13 protein-coding genes are annotated in these 16,442 nt (G+C 70.5%); 12 read left to right on the top strand and 1 reads right to left on the bottom strand.

The features are described from left to right. Positions 1 to 228 precede the first annotated feature (228 nt). Positions 229 to 897: a ChbG/HpnK family deacetylase gene (locus tag ACFRKB_RS19745; protein WP_383107302.1), complete on the top strand. Its 669-nt coding sequence runs from the start codon at positions 229 to 231 to the stop codon at positions 895 to 897. Positions 898 to 971: 74 nt separating this feature from the next. Here ACFRKB_RS19745 and ACFRKB_RS19740 read toward each other — a convergent pair whose 3' ends face one another. After that, positions 972 to 2,327, bottom strand: coding sequence for a M14 family metallopeptidase (locus ACFRKB_RS19740; protein WP_383107301.1), 1,356 nt, complete (start codon positions 2,325 to 2,327; stop codon positions 972 to 974). A 384-nt stretch (positions 2,328 to 2,711) separates the two neighbouring features. On the opposite strand from ACFRKB_RS19740, the gene ACFRKB_RS19735 reads away from it, so the two are divergent. The 11 genes from ACFRKB_RS19735 (at position 2,712) to ACFRKB_RS19685 (ending at position 16,397) form a co-directional block, all read left to right on the top strand. Beyond that, complete coding sequence (locus ACFRKB_RS19735; protein ID WP_383107299.1) at positions 2,712 to 3,920, top strand: S8 family peptidase; 1,209 nt, start codon at positions 2,712 to 2,714, stop codon at positions 3,918 to 3,920. 293 nt (positions 3,921 to 4,213) lie between these two features. Beyond that, complete coding sequence (locus tag ACFRKB_RS19730) at positions 4,214 to 4,606, top strand: YegP family protein (protein WP_383107298.1); 393 nt, start codon at positions 4,214 to 4,216, stop codon at positions 4,604 to 4,606. Between the two features lie 146 nt (positions 4,607 to 4,752). Then, positions 4,753 to 5,805, top strand: a complete 1,053-nt coding sequence (pstC, locus tag ACFRKB_RS19725; protein ID WP_383107296.1) for a phosphate ABC transporter permease subunit PstC — start codon at positions 4,753 to 4,755, stop codon at positions 5,803 to 5,805. Positions 5,806 to 5,940: 135 nt separating this feature from the next. Beyond that, complete coding sequence (gene pstA, locus ACFRKB_RS19720) at positions 5,941 to 7,239, top strand: phosphate ABC transporter permease PstA (RefSeq protein WP_383107294.1); 1,299 nt, start codon at positions 5,941 to 5,943, stop codon at positions 7,237 to 7,239. Next, entirely contained in the window at positions 7,236 to 8,969 is a 1,734-nt protein-coding gene (locus tag ACFRKB_RS19715; RefSeq protein ID WP_383107293.1) for a phosphate ABC transporter substrate-binding protein PstS, read from the top strand. The genes pstA and ACFRKB_RS19715 overlap by 4 nt, the downstream gene beginning before the upstream one ends. Beyond that, entirely contained in the window at positions 8,966 to 11,482 is a 2,517-nt protein-coding gene (locus ACFRKB_RS19710) for a hypothetical protein (protein WP_383107291.1), read from the top strand. The genes ACFRKB_RS19715 and ACFRKB_RS19710 overlap by 4 nt, the downstream gene beginning before the upstream one ends. Before the next feature lie 259 nt (positions 11,483 to 11,741). Further along, positions 11,742 to 12,743 carry a hypothetical protein gene (locus ACFRKB_RS19705; protein WP_383107289.1) on the top strand — a complete coding sequence of 334 codons (1,002 nt, stop codon included), beginning with the start codon at positions 11,742 to 11,744 and terminating at the stop codon, positions 12,741 to 12,743. An 18-nt stretch (positions 12,744 to 12,761) separates the two neighbouring features. After that, positions 12,762 to 12,905 carry a hypothetical protein gene (locus ACFRKB_RS19700; RefSeq protein WP_383107288.1) on the top strand — a complete coding sequence of 48 codons (144 nt, stop codon included), beginning with the start codon at positions 12,762 to 12,764 and terminating at the stop codon, positions 12,903 to 12,905. Next, complete coding sequence (locus ACFRKB_RS19695; protein ID WP_383107286.1) at positions 12,902 to 14,350, top strand: Ig-like domain-containing protein; 1,449 nt, start codon at positions 12,902 to 12,904, stop codon at positions 14,348 to 14,350. The genes ACFRKB_RS19700 and ACFRKB_RS19695 overlap by 4 nt, the downstream gene beginning before the upstream one ends. 211 nt (positions 14,351 to 14,561) lie before the next feature. After that, positions 14,562 to 15,539: a sortase gene (locus ACFRKB_RS19690; RefSeq protein ID WP_383107285.1), complete on the top strand. Its 978-nt coding sequence runs from the start codon at positions 14,562 to 14,564 to the stop codon at positions 15,537 to 15,539. Between the two features lie 21 nt (positions 15,540 to 15,560). Beyond that, positions 15,561 to 16,397, top strand: a complete 837-nt coding sequence (locus tag ACFRKB_RS19685; RefSeq protein ID WP_383107283.1) for a phosphate ABC transporter ATP-binding protein — start codon at positions 15,561 to 15,563, stop codon at positions 16,395 to 16,397. Positions 16,398 to 16,442: the final 45 nt, after the last annotated feature.

Raw genomic sequence — 16,442 nt, 5'->3', positions numbered from 1 at the left:
GAGCTGTTGCGGGATTCGGTTGAAAGGAAGCCGTAGTCGATAGTTGATCAAGTGTATTAAAGGCTCGTAAATTATTGAACCTTGGAATGCCAGGAAATGGCGTGTTTCTGCCCTGAGATTCGGCATCATCCGCGATGACTTCGGTCTGGCGAACGATGCCGAGGCGCTTGCCCCCGCGGATTAAATGAACGGACGGATCCACGGCGCGCGTTCACACTGTCGGCATGGATGAACCCGCCTTCGAGTCCGGATCCGTCGCGCCCCCGGGTCTCTCCGGTGAGTTGCTCGGCCACCCCGCCGATGCCGGCGAGGGAGCGCGTGCCGTCCCTGCTCGACGAGCGCGGCGAACTGTTCACGCCCCCGCGGATTCCCGAACTCCTCGCGCGGGCCCGGATCGAGGAGGTCGAGACCGAGTTCCGGGCTCAGATCGACGCCGCGACCGGCGCCGGGCTCCGCCCGACCCATCTCGACTGGCACTGTCTGGCCGACGGCGGACGCGATGACATCTTCGATCTGACCGTCGCGCTGGCGCGGGAGTACGGCCTGGCGGTACGGGTCTGGCTCGAACCGGGACGCCGGAAGCTAAGGCCGCGCGGTCTGCCCGTCACCGACCATCAGTTCCTGGACAGCTTCAGCCTCGACATCGAGGGCAAGCGGGCACGGTACGCCGAGTTGCTGCGCGCGCTGCCGGCCGGGCTGAGCGAGTGGGCCGTGCATCCCGGCCTGGGCACCGACGAGTGGCGGGCGATCGAGCCCGACGGCTGGCGGGTACGCCGGTCCGACTACGCGTTCCTGACCTCGCCGGAGACCCGTGAACTCCTGTGCGAGGAGGGGATTGTCGTGATCGACTACCGCGCTCTGCAGCAGGTCTGGTCCCGGACCGGCACAGCCCCGTAGCCGGGAACGCGGTCATGGTGGGGGCGCCTCCGGTGTGTCTCCGTAGGAAGCGGAGGCGCCCCCTCGTGGGCCGGTCAGCAGTACTGGGCTTCCTTGCCGATGGACCGGTACATGCAGTCCGCGTTCTCCAGCAGTTGCAGTACGGCGTCGCGGTTCCGGCTCGTCTCGCGGGTGATCACCTCGTCGGGCGGGTAGAAGCCGCCGCCGCCAGAGGACGGGTACATCTCGAAGGTGTATCCGAAGATCTTGTGCGTGCCCCACAGCCAGTCGTCGATCGAGCCGTCCGTGATGTAGAGGTCACTGGACTGCTCGGGCGTGTAGCCGTTGCTGGCGGCCATCTTCTGGCCGATGGCGGCGAAGGCGTTGCGGTCGTCCGCGGTCATTCCGGTGGTGGTGTCTGCCGTGGTGTAACCGAACGGCCAGAGCACCAGCTCGCTGTAGGTGTGGAAGTCGATCGCGGCCTTGATCTGCTGTGTACCGCCGACGACCCGGCCGCGTACGAAGTCCGCCACGACCTTCACCTCGGGCGCGGACTCGGCGGCGCTGCCCCGGTAGGTGTCCGACGAGGGGCTGCCGGAGGAGCCGCCGCAGCAGCCCCAGCGGTAGGCCCAGTTGCGGTTGAGGTCCGTACCGACCGCGGTGGAGCCCGAGTTGGGCTGCCGGTTCTTGCGCCAGCTGCGGTAGGAGCCGGTGGCGATGTCGTACTCGCCGCCGTCCGGGTTGAGGTCCGGGATGATCCAGATCTCACGGTTGTTGAGGATGTTGGTGATGCGTGAGTCGGTGCCGTAGCCGGAGGTCAGCTCTTTCAGCAGATACAGCGCCATCTCGACGGTGAGATGCTCGCGCGCGTGCTGATGGTGGGTGAAGAGGACCTCGGGCTCGTTCTCGTCGGTGCCGACGTTGTCGCTGATCTTGATGGCCGTGATGTTCCGGCCCTGGTACGTGGTGCCGATGACCCGCTGGCTCGCGATACCCGGGTTCGCGGCGATGACGGAGTTGATCTCGCTCGTCATCTCGGCGTAGTTGTGGTAATTCGAGTCGGCCGAGGGGAAGTCGAACGGTGTGACGGCGCCGTTCAGAGTACGGTCCGGGGCGGCGCCCAGCGGCGTCGGCGCGTAGCCGAGCGCGCGGAGCCTCTGCACCTGCGCGGGGTCGGCGGAGACGACCACGCTCTCGCTGTCGGACGCGTCGATCGTCACGCCCGTCCTGGCGAGCGCGGTGCGCGTCGCGGAGGTGGCGTGCATGACGATCTCGTACTGCCGGATGTCCTCGTCGGCTGCCGTGGCCCTGGCGGCGGCCGGTGAGGGGGTGGAATCGACGCTGGTGGCCGTGGCCGTCGCCGTGGCGCCGAGGGTCAGGGTCAGTGCGACGGCCAGGGTGGCTGTCCGTCTGCGACCGGTGCCGCCGCTGCCGCGTATTCGGAGCCGCATGATGTCTCCTGGATGTGGAGTTGTGGGGGTGTGGGCGCGCAGTACTGCCCGGGGGTCATCGTGAGGCTTTGGCATGACCGGGTCAAGGGTGCGCATGCGGCGGGCAAAGAGGGCGTGCCGAGCCCGGGGCGTCGACGTGTACAACTTCCGTAATGCTGCGCCCCATACGTCCCCAAGCGGGCGCATCCACGCTACGGGGTTATTGCGCGACCATGTCATGGCTATGACATCGCGTCGGACCTCTTGTCGACTGACGCCGTCTCAGCGAAGGTCTTTAGCAGGCGGTCCCCGGAACGACGCGGTCCGCTCCGCACACGAACATCCCGTATATACCCCCACGTTGCGCACGCACCCCAGCGCACCCGATGAGGAGGATCCCTCACGATGGCAGTGTTGCGTACCACCAAGACACGGATCGCCGCGGCGATCACGGCGGCAGCGGCGGCTGCGGCCATGACCGCCCTCGCCGTTCCCGCCCAGGCGGCCCCCGCCGTGGGTACGGTCGTCGGCGCCGATGCCAAGGACGCGGTGCAAGGCAGCTACATCGTCACACTCAAGAAGTCCGCCGGCCTCAAGTCCGCCTCGGCCGCGGGCCGGAGCGTGGTGTCCGAATACGGCGGTACCGTCAAGCGGACGTACACGGCGGCCCTCAACGGCTACGCGGCCGAGCTCTCGCCCGCGCAGGCGCGCAGACTCGCCGCCGACCCGGCCGTCGACAAGGTCTTCCAGGACCGCGAGGTCCACACGCTCGCCACCCAGACCAACCCGCCGTCCTGGGGCCTCGACCGGATCGACCAGGCGGCGCTGCCGCTGAACAACAGCTACACCTACCCGGACACCGCCGGTGAGGGCACCACCGTCTACGTCATCGACACCGGTGTCCGCATCACCCACCAGGACATCGCCGGACGGGCCTCGTACGGCTACGACGCCGTCGACAACGACAACACGGCGCAGGACGGCAACGGCCACGGCACTCACGTGGCCGCCAACGCCGCGGGCACGGCGTACGGTGTGGCGAAGAAGGCCAAGATCGTCGCCGTGCGCGTGCTCAACAACGCGGGTTCGGGCACCACGGCCCAGGTCGTGGCCGGAATCGACTGGGTCACCAACAACCACAGCGGTCCGTCGGTGGCGAACGTGTCGCTCGGCGGCGGCGCCAACGCCGCGATCGACACTGCCGTGCAGAACTCCATCAACAGCGGTGTGACGTACGCGATCGCCGCCGGTAATTCCGGAGCCAACGCCCAGAACTACTCGCCGGCCCGTGTCGCGGACGCCATCACCGTCGGCGCGACGACCAGCACCGACGCCCGCGCCAGCTACTCCAACTTCGGCGCGCGCGTGGACCTCTTCGCTCCGGGCAGCGCCATCACCAGTGCCTGGAACACCTCCGACACGGCCACCAGCAGCATCTCCGGCACGTCGATGGCCACACCGCATGTGGCCGGCGCCGCTGCCATCTACCTCGCCGGTCACCCCACCGCGACCCCGGCCCAGGTCGCCACGGCCCTGGTGAACGGCGCCACCAACGGAGTCGTGACCAACCCCGGTACCGGCTCGCCCAACAAGCTCCTGCGGATAGTCCCGTAACCCACCGGACAACCCACCGGAGTACCCACCGGACAACCCACCGGACGATCTGAGAGTGTGACGCCCGGCGCCGACCACATGGCGCCGGGCGTCACACCCGTTACGCCTGTCCGCCGCCGGCTCCGGCACCCCCGCCGAAGAGGTGGCCTAGGGGCAACTTCCAGGCGAATCCTGTCGGCAGGGCGTCGTTTGGATCCCGCCCGTGACGATCGTCTCAATAGGTTTCACCTGCCGCTCCACGGGCCGTATGCGCGGTCCGACAGGGACGGGCGGCAGGGGTGGGGCGTGGGGACATGAGATCTGCCGATGAGAGCGGAAGATTAAGGAGCGCCGCCGGTCTGCGCTGTCAGACCGACGTCGACACGGACGGCCGGTACCGATGGCGGGTGGTGGCGCAGAACGGGCGCGTGGTCGCGGTATCGGCCCTCGCCTTCGCCTCGTACGAGCGGTGCCGCGCCGCGTTCGAGGAGGTGTGCAGGCGGCACGCGGCCCTGACCGGAGGGGTCCAGCACACGGCGGAGGCCAACGGCTGGATGTGGATCGTCCGGGACGAGAGCGGACGCCGGACCATCGTGTCCGCCCGCTCCTACGAGCGGTACTCGACCTGCCGGGTCGCGTACACCCGATTCCGCGAGCTGCTAAGGGAGTTGGGGGAGAGCGGCGAGGTGCCATGGAGCGGCGGCTGACGCTCCGGCAGCAGGTCGCGTCGTAACGGCGGCCGGGGTCCCCGCACGGTACGCGCACACGTTCGTCACCCGAAGTTGCCTCTAGGAGGCTCCTCGTTCAGACGAAGGTGCCTGCGTGTCAACCGCGCCCCGTGAGCGTCATGGGTGTGCTGAGACGAACAGGGGAGCGAACTGCCGCCACCCAGCGGTCCGTTGGGCTCGCGGCCGGGAGACCGGCCGCCGCCGAAGGTCCGCGTGGGCTGTACGCCGACCCCGGGCTGCCCGACCGGATCTTCCGGGGCGTGGCCCGTGGCGGCGGCGGACTCGTCCTCGCCGTGATGCTGCTCGTGGGCGGCTTTCTGCTGTACCGCGCGTGGCAGGCGCTCGACCGGGCCGGGTGGTCCTTCCTCACCACCGCGGCCTGGGAGCCGGACGCGGGCCGCTTCGGCATCGCCGCCGTCATCGTCGGCACCGTACTGATCGCGCTGGTGGCGATCGTGGTGGCGGTGCCGCTGGCGGTGTGCGGGGCGCTCTACATCTCCGAGTACGCGCCGCCCGGGATGCGCGGGACGCTGATCAGTGTGGTCGACCTGATGGCGGCCGTGCCGAGCGTCGTCTACGGACTGTGGGGGCTGTTCTTCTTCGAGGGCGCCGTGCTGCCCACCGCCCGCTGGATCGCCACCTATCTCGGCTGGTTCCCGCCGCTCGGTGTCATCGGCGCCGATCCACGCGATCCGCTCGCCACCGAGACCGTCTACACCTCCTCGACCCTCATCGCGGGCATCGTGGTGGCGCTGATGGTCGCGCCGATCATCTGCTCGGTGATGCGCGAGGTGTTCACACAGGCGCCGGCCGGTGAGCGCGAGGGCGCCTACGCGCTCGGTGCCACCCGCTGGGGGATGATCCGCAGCGTCGTCCTGCCGTTCGGCAAGGGCGGCATGATCGGCGGCACCATGCTCGGGCTCGGCCGCGCCCTGGGCGAGACCATCGCCGTCTACCTGATCATCTCGCCGGTCTTCCAGATCCAGTGGCATGTCCTCCAGAGCGGCACCAGCTCCGTCTCCTCGCTGATCGCGCTGCGGTACGGGGAGGCCAGCCCGTTCGGGATGTCCGCGCTGATGGCGGCCGGCCTCGCGCTCTTCGTGATGACCCTCATCGTCAACTTCATCGCCTCGTCCATCGTCGCGCGCAGCCGCTCGGGCGCGGCGAGCGACGCGTAGGCCGTCTCCGATGGCCACGTCCGTTCCGATGCCCAAGCCCTCTCCGACACGCAAGCCCTCTCCGACGCCCAAGCCCTCTCCGATGTCCAGGCCCCGCACGCTCTCCCGACCCTGTCCTAAGGGGACCCGCCCGTCATGACCCTCGCACCCGAGTCGCCGCCGTCCGTCGCGGAGGAACGGCGTACCGTCCTGCCCGCGAGCCGGCCGCGGCCCGTGGAGCCGGCCGGGGAGCGGCGGCGCTCCCTGGCGCTGAGGCGCGCCACGGACACCTACGCGCTGCTGGGCTCCGGCGCCGCGGCCGTCAGCCTGACCGCGCTGCTCTTCGTATGGCTGCTGCCGTTCAACGGAGTGATCGGCTTCCTGGTCGTCGGATACGCGCTCTTCCTCGGCCTCTACGCGCTGCTGGTCTCCTTCGACGAGGACGGGCCCACCGTCCGGGACCGGCTCGCCGGGGTCGTCGTCCGCACGGTGGGCCTGGTCATGGTCGTCGCCCTGACGTTCGTGATCGTCTACACGCTGTGGGAAGGCCGCAAGGCGCTGCCGCATCTCAACTTCTTCACCGAGGACATGACGCTCGCGGGCCCGCTCGACCCGCTGAGCGCCGGCGGCATCCTGCACGCCATCGTCGGCACCCTGGAGCAGATCCTCATCGCGCTGGTCCTCACCGTGCCCGCCGGGCTGGTCTGCGCGGTCTTCCTCAATGAGGTGCCCGGCCGGTTCGCACGGTTCGTCCGTACCATCGTCGAGGCTATGACGGCGCTGCCGTCCATCGTGGCCGGTCTGTTCGTCTACGCGACCGCGATCCTCGCCCTGGGCATCGGAAAGTCGGGCCTCGCCGCGTCCCTGGCGCTCGGTGTGATGATGCTGCCGATCATCATCCGGGCCGCCGATGTGGTGATCCGGCTGGTGCCCGGTTCGCTGCGCGAGGCGTCGTACGCGCTGGGCACCTCGCGCTGGCGCACCGCCTGGCATATCGTGCTGCCCACCGCCCGCTCCGGGCTGACCACGTCGGTGATCCTCGGCACCGCGCGCGGGGTGGGGGAGACCTCCCCGGTGCTGCTGACCGCCGGGTTCACCGCGGAGATGAACGCCGATCCGTTCAACGGGCCACAGGTCTCGCTGCCGCTCGCCACCTTCGAGTTCGTCAAGTCGCCCGAACCGGCCATGATCGCCCGCGGGTTCGGCACCGCGGCGGCACTGATGGCACTGGTGCTGCTGCTGTTCGTCCTCGCCCGGCTCATCGGCGGGCGCGCGCCGGGCAAGCTGTCGCGCCGTCAGACACACCGCCGGGTGCTCGCCTCGCGCCGCGACGCCGAGCGCTTCGCGGGCCGCACGCGCCTCCGTGCCGATGCGCAGGGCCCCGCCGCTGCCGCCACCTCGCCCGCACCGACGTCCTCCGTATCCGCCGTCAAGCCCGACAGGAGTACCCCGTGAGACCCGCGACCGTCTCCCGACTGGCCATGGGGCTGGCCGCGCTGCTCTGCGCGCTGCTCGCCGCCGGCCCGCCGCCCGCCTGGGCGGTGACCTATCCGAAGATCAACGGCGCGGGCTCCACCTGGAGTTCCAACGCCCTGGACCAGTGGCGCCGCAATGTCGCCTCCAACTTCGGTATGACCGTCAACTTCGCGGCGACCGGTTCCTCCAACGGCCGTGAGCAGTTCAGGAACGGCTCCGTCGACTTCGGTGTCTCCGAGATCCCGTACGGCCTCAAGGAGGGCGGGGTCACCGATGCCCCGCCCCAGCGCGGCTACGCCTATATGCCGATCGTGGCAGGTGGTACGGCCTTCATGTACAACCTGAAGATCGGCGGCAAGCGGGTCACCAACCTGCGGCTCTCCGGCGAAGTCCTCGCCAAGATCTTCACTTCCAAGATCACCATGTGGAACGCGGCCGAGATCAGGGCCGACAATCCGGGCCTCACCCTCCCCGCCCGCCGGATCGTGCCGGTCGTACGCTCCGACGGCTCCGGTACGACGGCGCAGCTGACCACCTGGCTGTCCAAGCAGCACGCCTCGGCCTGGAACGACTACTGCGCCCGCGCGGGACGCACCACCCCCTGCGGTCTCACCTCGTACTTCCCGGTGGTGCCGGGCACCTCCACGATCGCCAAGCCCGGATCGCTCGGGGTCTCCGGTTATGTGAAGCAGAGCCAGGCCGAGGGCGCGATCACCTACGTCGAGTACTCATACGCCATCTCGACCGGTTTCCCGGTGGCGAAGATGCTCAACGCCTCACACTTCTATGTCGAGCCCACCGCGTCCAGCGTCGCCGTGGGGCTGCTCGGCGCGCGGATCAACCCGGACAAGAACTCCACGAACTATCTGACCCAGATCCTGGACGGTGTCTACGGCTCCAAGGACCCCAGGGCCTATCCGCTCTCCAGCTACAGCTACATGATCCTGCCGACCTCGCTGGCCGGCGAGCAGAACCCGATGACCAAGGAGAAGGGGCTCTCGCTGGGCACCTTCGCCAACTACTTCCTCTGCGACGGCCAGCAGATCGCCGAGGAGCTGGGGTACTCCCCGCTGCCGAAGAACCTCGTCCAGGCGGGCTTCGAGCAGGTACGGCGCATCCCGGGCGCGCCCACGGACAAGATCAATATCAACTCCTGCCGCAACCCGACCTTCTCCTCGGACGGGACCAACACCCTCGCCAAGAACGCCCCGCAGCCGAAGGCCTGCGATGCGAAGGGCCCGACCCAGTGCTCCGACGGTACGGCGGGCGCCAAGGGCCAGAAGACCCCGGTGAAGCCATCGGCGCAGGGCGCCAACGGCGGTTCGGGCAGCGGTGGTTCGGGAGGTACGGACGGATCCGGTGGTACGGGCGGCTCCTCCGCGGGCACCGGCGGATCCGGCGCCACGGGCGGTACCGGCGGGTCCACGGGCGGTGCCCCCGGCTCCCCGGAGTCGGCAGCCGCCGCGGCGGGCGCGTCCGGCGGTGTCATCGACCCCGACACGGGCGAGCTGATCAGCGGGGACGGCACCGGCGGCGGTGACTCGTCGGTGGTCGGGAATCCGGTCACCCTCGCCTCGGACGAGGCGACGGGGCTGCGCGGCGCGCTGATGGCGCTCTCCGCCCTGCTCCTCGTCGGTGTGGTCGTCGGCCCGCCGCTCACCGCACGCGCGCTCGCCGCGCGGGCCCGCCGCAGGGAGGGATCGGTATGAGCGGCCGTCAACTCCGGTCATGGGCCCAGGGATCCGGGGTTCCGAGACGGGTGACCGTCGGCGTCGGGGCGCTCCTCGCCGCCCTGCTCCTCGCGCTCGTACCGCTGCCGGGCACGGACCGGGCGCAGGCGGCGGACGCGGGGAGCGGTACGCGGGCCACGGACTCCGCGATGACGCTGACCGGCCGGAAGGGACCGTACGACGACTTCTCCGGTATCGAGGTGACCGTCCACCAGACGAGGAACCTGCGTGCGCAGGGGGTCGATGTGACCTGGAGGGGCCCCGCCGTGCCGCCGGTGGACGGCTACCGGAACTTCCTCCAGATCATGCAGTGCTGGGGGGACGACCCGGCCGGCCCCGACCGGGAGCAGTGCGAGTTCGGAGGAAACCGCGGTGGCACCCACTGGATGAGCCAGCGCACCCTGCCCCAGGGCACGGACCCGCTGGAGAAGGAGTACGCGGACTCCGGCGCGGACAACCCGTTCGTTCCGTTCCGGCCGCTGGCGGGCGAACCGACCGACTCGCCCGCCGACGCCACCTACTTCAGCAACAACGACACCAACGCCCAGCCGTGGCTGCGCACTCGCGCCGACGGCAGCGGCGAGGCGGTCTTCGAGGTGAAGACGGCGATCGAGGCCCCCTATCTGGGCTGCGGAGATGTCGGCGGCGCGGCCGGGGCTGGCAAGCCCCGGAAGTGCTGGCTGGTCGTCGTTCCGCGTGGCGAGCACGACCCGGACGGCTCGGTCAACGCCGCCGAGGGCGTGCACACCTCCCCGCTCAGCCAGTCCAACTGGGACCAACGGCTCGTCTTTTCCCTGGAGTTCGGCGCGGTCGGCAACACCTGCCCGGCGGACAAGGCGGAGCGGCGCGTGATCGGGTCCGAGCTGCTGACCGACGCCATCACGTCCTGGCAGGCCACGCTGTGCGCGGGCGCCGACGCGCGGTTCACCTTCAGCCAGGCCGGCGAGGACTACGCGCGCCGGCTCATCGGGAACCCCACCCCGACCTCGCCCGGGATGGGCGTCACCGTGGCCCCGATGGAGGACGGGACGGGCGTGGTGTACGCGCCGGTCGCGGTCAGCGCGCTCACGGTCGGCTTCTTCTGGGAGGACGGGCAGGCCGGCCAGGTGCGCGACCTGAGACTCAGCCCCCGGCTGCTGGCCAAACTGGTGACCGGCTCCTACCCGTTCGACATCCGGCAGGTCAGCTTCCAGAATCCCGTTCCGGACCATCTGAAGGGGAACGCGGAATCCATTGTCGTCGACCCGGAATTCAAGAAACTGAATCCCTACTTCGACCGCCCGACACAGCCCCAGCTGGGTCCCGGTGGAATACTCCTCCAGGCCGGGAATTCGGATGTGAACAGCCTGCTCTGGCGCTATCTCCAGTCGAACGCGGAGGCGCGCGACTTCCTGCGGGGCGAGCCGGATCCGTGGGGGATGAAGGTGAACCCCTTCTACCGGACGCTGGGTCTGGACACGGACGCCCCGCTCGACTTCCCGAAGGCCGACACGACCGAGACGCACGCCACGCTGCCCGACAACGGCGTCGAACGCACCATTGCGTACGGCCAACTGGAGAAGTCCCCGTACTCCAACGACATGCACGACGGCGCGCTCCGGGTCCGGCGCGGTGCGACCGGAGCCACGTTCCTCCCCGCGCTCGACCCCAACTCCCCGCAGGGCATCAAGCTGGTGGCCTCCGACAGCCTCCCCGGGACCCGCCAGGCGTACGGCATCGTCGACGCGGCGTCCGCCTCCCGCTACGAACTCGACATCGCCGCGCTCCCGAACGCCGACGGCGACTACGTACGGCCGACGGCCGACTCGATGCTGAAGGCCGTCGCCCGCATGCCGGACTCGCCCGTCGCGGGGGTGAAAGCGCCGAGCCCGGCCACCGCGAAGAGCGGCGCGTATCCGCTGACGGCGGTGGTCTACGCCATGGCCCCGGTCGACCAGCCCGTGGACGCGCGCCAGGACTACGCGCGACTGATCCGGTACGCGGCCGGCGCCGGACAGACCCAGGGCCTGACGCCGGGTGAGCTGCCGCCCGGATACGCGCCCATGACCAAGGCGCTGCGCGACCAGGCGCTCTCCGCCGCCGACCAGTTGGAACGCGGCAAGGTGGCCGACCCCGCCGCCACGCCGCCGGCCGATGGCGGATCGGCCGGCGGTACGGCGGCCGGCGGGGCCGTCGGCGGTGGTGACGCCGCCGGGGCCAGGGCCGGCGGCTCTGCCGGGGCCGGGGCCGGGGGAGCCACCGCCGGAGACGGGGCCGACGCGGGCTCCTCCGGGGCATCCGCCTCGCCGGGCGCGGGGGCGGGCGCCCCCGGCCCGTCGGCGAAGAGCGGACTCGCTTCCTCCGGCGGTCTGACCCCCGGCGAGGTACTGGGCATCGTCCGCTGGGTGCTGCTCGGCGTCCTGGTCGTCGGCGGAGTGGCCGCTTTGGCCGGTCCCGTACTGCTGCGGCTCTCCGTACGCAGGGCGGCGACGGCGGGGGGCGGTCCCGGATGAGCTAGCGAAAAGGCGTCCGGTCCAGGGGATCTCCCGGAGCGGCTCACCGCCCTCCGGGAATTCCCCATAACCATGGGTGAGTTCTCCAAGTGTCTCCTAGGAAATGCCCCCGTAACCTTATTATCCGGCGGAGTTGGTGGTCCCGGGCCGTGTGTATGAGGAAATCTTCACGGTGCCGGCCGACGGGTCGGCGGAACGAAATCCGGATTCTTCTTGACAGTCCATTCCTCGAAATCCGTATTCACGGAGGAGAACAGAAGTGAACGTCAAGTCCCGTGTTCGCCTGGGCGCCGTCGTCGGTGCTGCCGCACTCGGTGTGGGCCTGCTGGCCCCCGCAGCCACCGCCGACCCGGCGGTCGGTGAGTACCGCCAGCTCGCCGGCGTGGGCTCCGACACCACGCAGGACGTCCTCAACCGCCTCGGCGCGGTCATCCCGGACCCCGACGGCGTCCCGGACGGTCAGCTCATCGCGTCCTACAACGCGACGGGTACCGCCACCATCAAGACCCGCGCCACCGGCTGCACCATCAACCGGCCCAACGGCTCCTCGGCCGGCATCGACGCCCTGCGCAACGCGGTGCTCAACAACACCGGCTGCCTCGACTTCGCCCGCTCCTCCCGGGGTCCGGCGGACACGACGACCACCAAGCTGACCTGGATTCCGTTCGGCAAGGACGCGGTGACCATCGCGGTCCGCTCGGACAGCGCGCTCAACAGCAGCCTGGATCTCACCACGGCCCAGCTGCGTGACATCTACACCTGCGTCAAGACCACGCACAACGGCGTCGCCCTGACCCCGCTGCTGCCGCAGTCCGGCTCGGGCACGCGGTCCTTCTTCCTGGAGAAGATCGGGGTCACCGAGGCCCAGCTCGGCACCTGCGTCGACGGCACCGTCCAGGAGCACGACGGCACCGCGCTGGACAGCGCGGGCGACATCGCGCCGTACTCCGTGGCGCAGTACATCGCCCAGACCAACGGCGTGGTGACGGACCGTCATGGCGTCACCGTGCTGGGCAAGGTGAACGGCGTCGCGCCGCGCAACGCGGACGGCTCGCTCAACACCGCCTTCCCCTACAACCGTGACGTCTACAACGTCGTCCCGACCGCCAAGATCACCGGAACCACCGCCGACGCCAACGTCGTCAGCGCGTTCGTCGGCACCGCCTCCAAGGTCTGTGGCCAGACGCTGCAGATCCAGGCGTACGGCTTCGGCACCCTCGGCACCGCCTGCGGCGCCACCGCCCTGAAGGGCGAGCGCTGATCACCGTCCCTTCCCACCATGCCAAGGCCGGGCACCCTCCAGGTGCCCGGCCCCGCGGCGTATCCCGTCCCCGCCCCCGTCCTGTATTCCGCTGACACCGACATCGACATCGACATGAACACCCACCGCGACACCGACACCCTGTGGGGGATCCGACCATGACACGCCTCGCGCGAGCGAGATCACTCCCGGCGCTGCTGCTGTGCTGCGCCCTGCTCATGGGCGCGGCCGCCGCCGTGCTCGGCGCCGCGGCCACCGCGAGCGCGGCCGACCGGCTCGGCGATCTGACCCTCGGCCGTACCACCGGCAGCATCATGGACAACCCGCTCGTCCCACGGGTGACCACCGACACCGCGTGCCCGGAGGGGCAGGGCGGCGCCGTACGGCTCAATGTGCTCCACCCGAAGGACAGCACGCCGAGCCGCGTGGGCAACGCGACGACGGGACCGTACGACGCCGGGCCCATCGACACCGAGATGCCGGAGAACTTCCGCACCCTCTTCGACGCCCTCACCGAGTGGTACCCGGACGGCGCCCATGACGGTACGTACGAGCTGCGGCTGGACTGCGTCAACGTCCTCGACCCGAACACGCCCCCGGCCTTCTTCACCACGAACATCGTGGTCACGGGCGACACCTGGGCACTCGCCGCGGCCGAGACGACCAGTGTGGAGCTGACGGCCGCTCCGGAGAACCACCCCGCTCAGGGCAGTGAGGTGACGGTCACGGTGAAGGTGACCCCCGAGGCGGCGGCCGGTGAGGTGACTCTGACCTCCGAGCGCGTCGGTGCGGAGCCGGCCGCCCTCGGCACGAAGGCGGCCGAGAACGGCACCGCCGTGTTCACGACGACCGCGCTGCCCAAGGGCGTGCAGAACATCCGCGCGCAGTTCACCCCCACGGATCCTGACGCGTACGCCGGTTCGAGCAATGCCATCAACGGCTATACGGTCGACGAGCCCGGCACCCCGCCGGGTGGTACGCCGACACCCAGCGACTCCGGGCCGCCGACCGACGGGCCCAGCGTGCCCGCCGACCTCGATGTGGTGGACGCGGACGGCAACCTGCTCGAAGCGAACCCGAACCTGGAAGCCGGCCAGAAGGTGACGATCACCGCCCGCGGTTACGCCAAGGACGCGACCGTGAAGGTGACCCTCGCCGAGAGCGACGCGACGTTCGAGAACGCCACGGCGGACGCGGCCGGCACCGTCGAGGACTATCCGTTCACCGTCCCGGCGGAACTCGCGGACGGCGACCATGTACTGACACTCGCCGAGGACACGGAGGGCGGCCACAGCCTCGCCTTCGCCTTCACCACGGGCGAGTCGACGGAGCCCACCCCCGAGCCCAGCGACTCCACGGGCACGGACGGCGGCGCGGCGGCGGGCACCTCCGGTGGTGACACGGGCGGTGACTCCGGCGCGGCGGGCCGTGGCGGTGCGAGCGGCGGCAGCGGTGGAGGCGGTTCCCTCGCCTCGACGGGCACCGGCGTCGCCTCGATCGCCCTGGCCTCCCTCGCGTTGTGCTTCGTGGGCGCCGCGTTCGTGGTCGGCGCGCGCCGCAGGGGGCTGCTGACCTTCGCCACACCTTCGGGCACGGCGGGCGACTGACGCGGGACGGGTCCGGGGCTGTCGGCTTCCGGGGGCAGGCCGTGCGTCTGCCCCCGGGCCCCCGGGCAGGCCGTGCGTCTGCCCCAGGGCCCCGCGCTCGTCCCCGTACGCGATCCTCGCCCCCGTACCCGAGCCGGTCTCCGGATCCCCTCACCCCCCCCGCCACTCCCACTCACATCCGCCGACCCCGTCAGCGAGGAGCGCAGCCACCGTGGCCGTTCTGACACCGCCGCCGTCCGCCCCCGCCCCGCCGGACGCCCCCTCACCGCCCACCGGACCCGAGGAGACGGCGGAGCACAAGGAGCCCGGGGGGCGGCGGGGAGCCCAGCGGGCCCCCGCCCGCCCGGGTCTCGCGATGGCCGGGGCCGCGCTCTGCGTACTCGCCGCCGTACTGCTCGGTTTCGCCGCGAACCTCACCGTCGTCGGACATCTCCAGCACGCGCGTGACCAGCAGGTCGCCTACGACGAGCTGCGCAAGCAACTCGCCGAGGGCACCGCCCCGGTGGGCCCGCTCGACAACGACGGCGAGGAACTGGCCCTGGGAGCCCCCGTCGCGCTGCTGGACATCCCCGCCCTCGGTGTCCACGAGGTCGTCGGCGAGGGCACCACCTCCGGCGTGCTGATGTCCGGCCCCGGACACCGCCGTGACACCGCACTGCCCGGCCAGCCGGGCACCACCGTGATCATGGGCAGGCAGTGGGGGTACGGAAGCCCGTTCTCCCGCCTCGACCGGATCCCCGACAACGCCACGATCACCCTGATGACGGGCCAGGGCAAGGCGCAGTACCGGGTCACCGGCATCCGGCGCGCGGGGGACGCGCTGCCAGGCCCTAGCGGGGGACGGAACCAGGGCCGGCTCACCCTCATCACCGCCACCGGCGCCCCGTACACCCCCTCGGGTGTGCTGCGCGTGGACGCCGAACTGACCACGCCCGTACAGCCCGGCCCACCGCGCGAGCGCCGCGCCGGGTGGATCGGCGCCGCCGAGGAAGCGCTCAAGGGCGACGGCGCCGCCTGGCTCGCCGTCTTCCTCTGGACCCAGGCGCTCTTCCTCGCCGCACTCCTCGCCGCCTGGACCCACCGGGTGTGGGGGCGCTGGCAGACCTGGATCTGCGCCGTGCCCGTCCTGGCCGTACTGGGCCTCGCCGTCTCCGGTGCCGCCACCCGCCTCCTGCCGAACCTGCTCTGACAGAAAGGGAGTTGCCCGATCATGACGGTGACACCGCCCCAACTCGCCGACACCCTGGTCCAGCCCGTGGCGGGCGCTGACACCGCCGCCACACTGCGGGCCGACAGCGTCTCCGCGTGGTTCGGTGACCACAAGGTGCTCGACCGGGTCTCGCTGACCATGCCCGCGCACGAGGTCACCGCGCTGATCGGCCCCTCGGGCTGCGGCAAGTCGACCTTCCTGCGCACCCTCAACCGTATGCACGAACTGATCCCGACCGCCGCCCTCGCCGGACGCGTGCTGCTCGACGGGGGAGACATCTACGACCGCGGACGGCGCATCACCCAGGCCCGCCGGCAGATCGGCATGGTCTTCCAGAAGCCCAACCCATTTCCCGCCATGTCGCTGTACGACAACGTTCTGGCCGGGCTGAAGCTCAATGGCATCAAGGCGGGACGCGACAGCAAGGACGATCTCGTCGAGGAGTGCCTCACCAAGGCCGGGCTCTGGCGCGAGGTCAAGGACAGGCTGCGCCAGCCGGGCGGCGCGCTCTCCGGCGGCCAGCAGCAGCGGCTGTGCATCGCGCGGTCGCTGGCGGTACGGCCGAGGGTGCTGCTGATGGACGAGCCGTGCTCGGCGCTCGACCCGACCTCGACGCGGCGCATCGAGGAGACGATCGCCGAACTGAAGACGGAGGTGACGATCGTCATCGTCACCCACAATATGCAGCAGGCCGCGCGGGTCTCCGGCTCCTGTGCCTTCTTCCTCGCCGAGCAGGGGACACCCGGCGTGATCGTCGAACACGGCGACACGGACGCGATGTTCCACGCGCCCCAGGACAGCAGGACCGCCGACTATGTCAACGGCCGGTTCGGCTGAGCCGGAAGTTCTCATCTGGCCGAGAGTTGATCCACTTCCGGTCTT

Source organism: Streptomyces scopuliridis (assembly GCF_042790125.1).
Taxonomy (GTDB): domain Bacteria; phylum Actinomycetota; class Actinomycetes; order Streptomycetales; family Streptomycetaceae; genus Streptomyces; species Streptomyces scopuliridis_A.
This window is presented reverse-complemented; position numbering and strand designations above follow the sequence as displayed.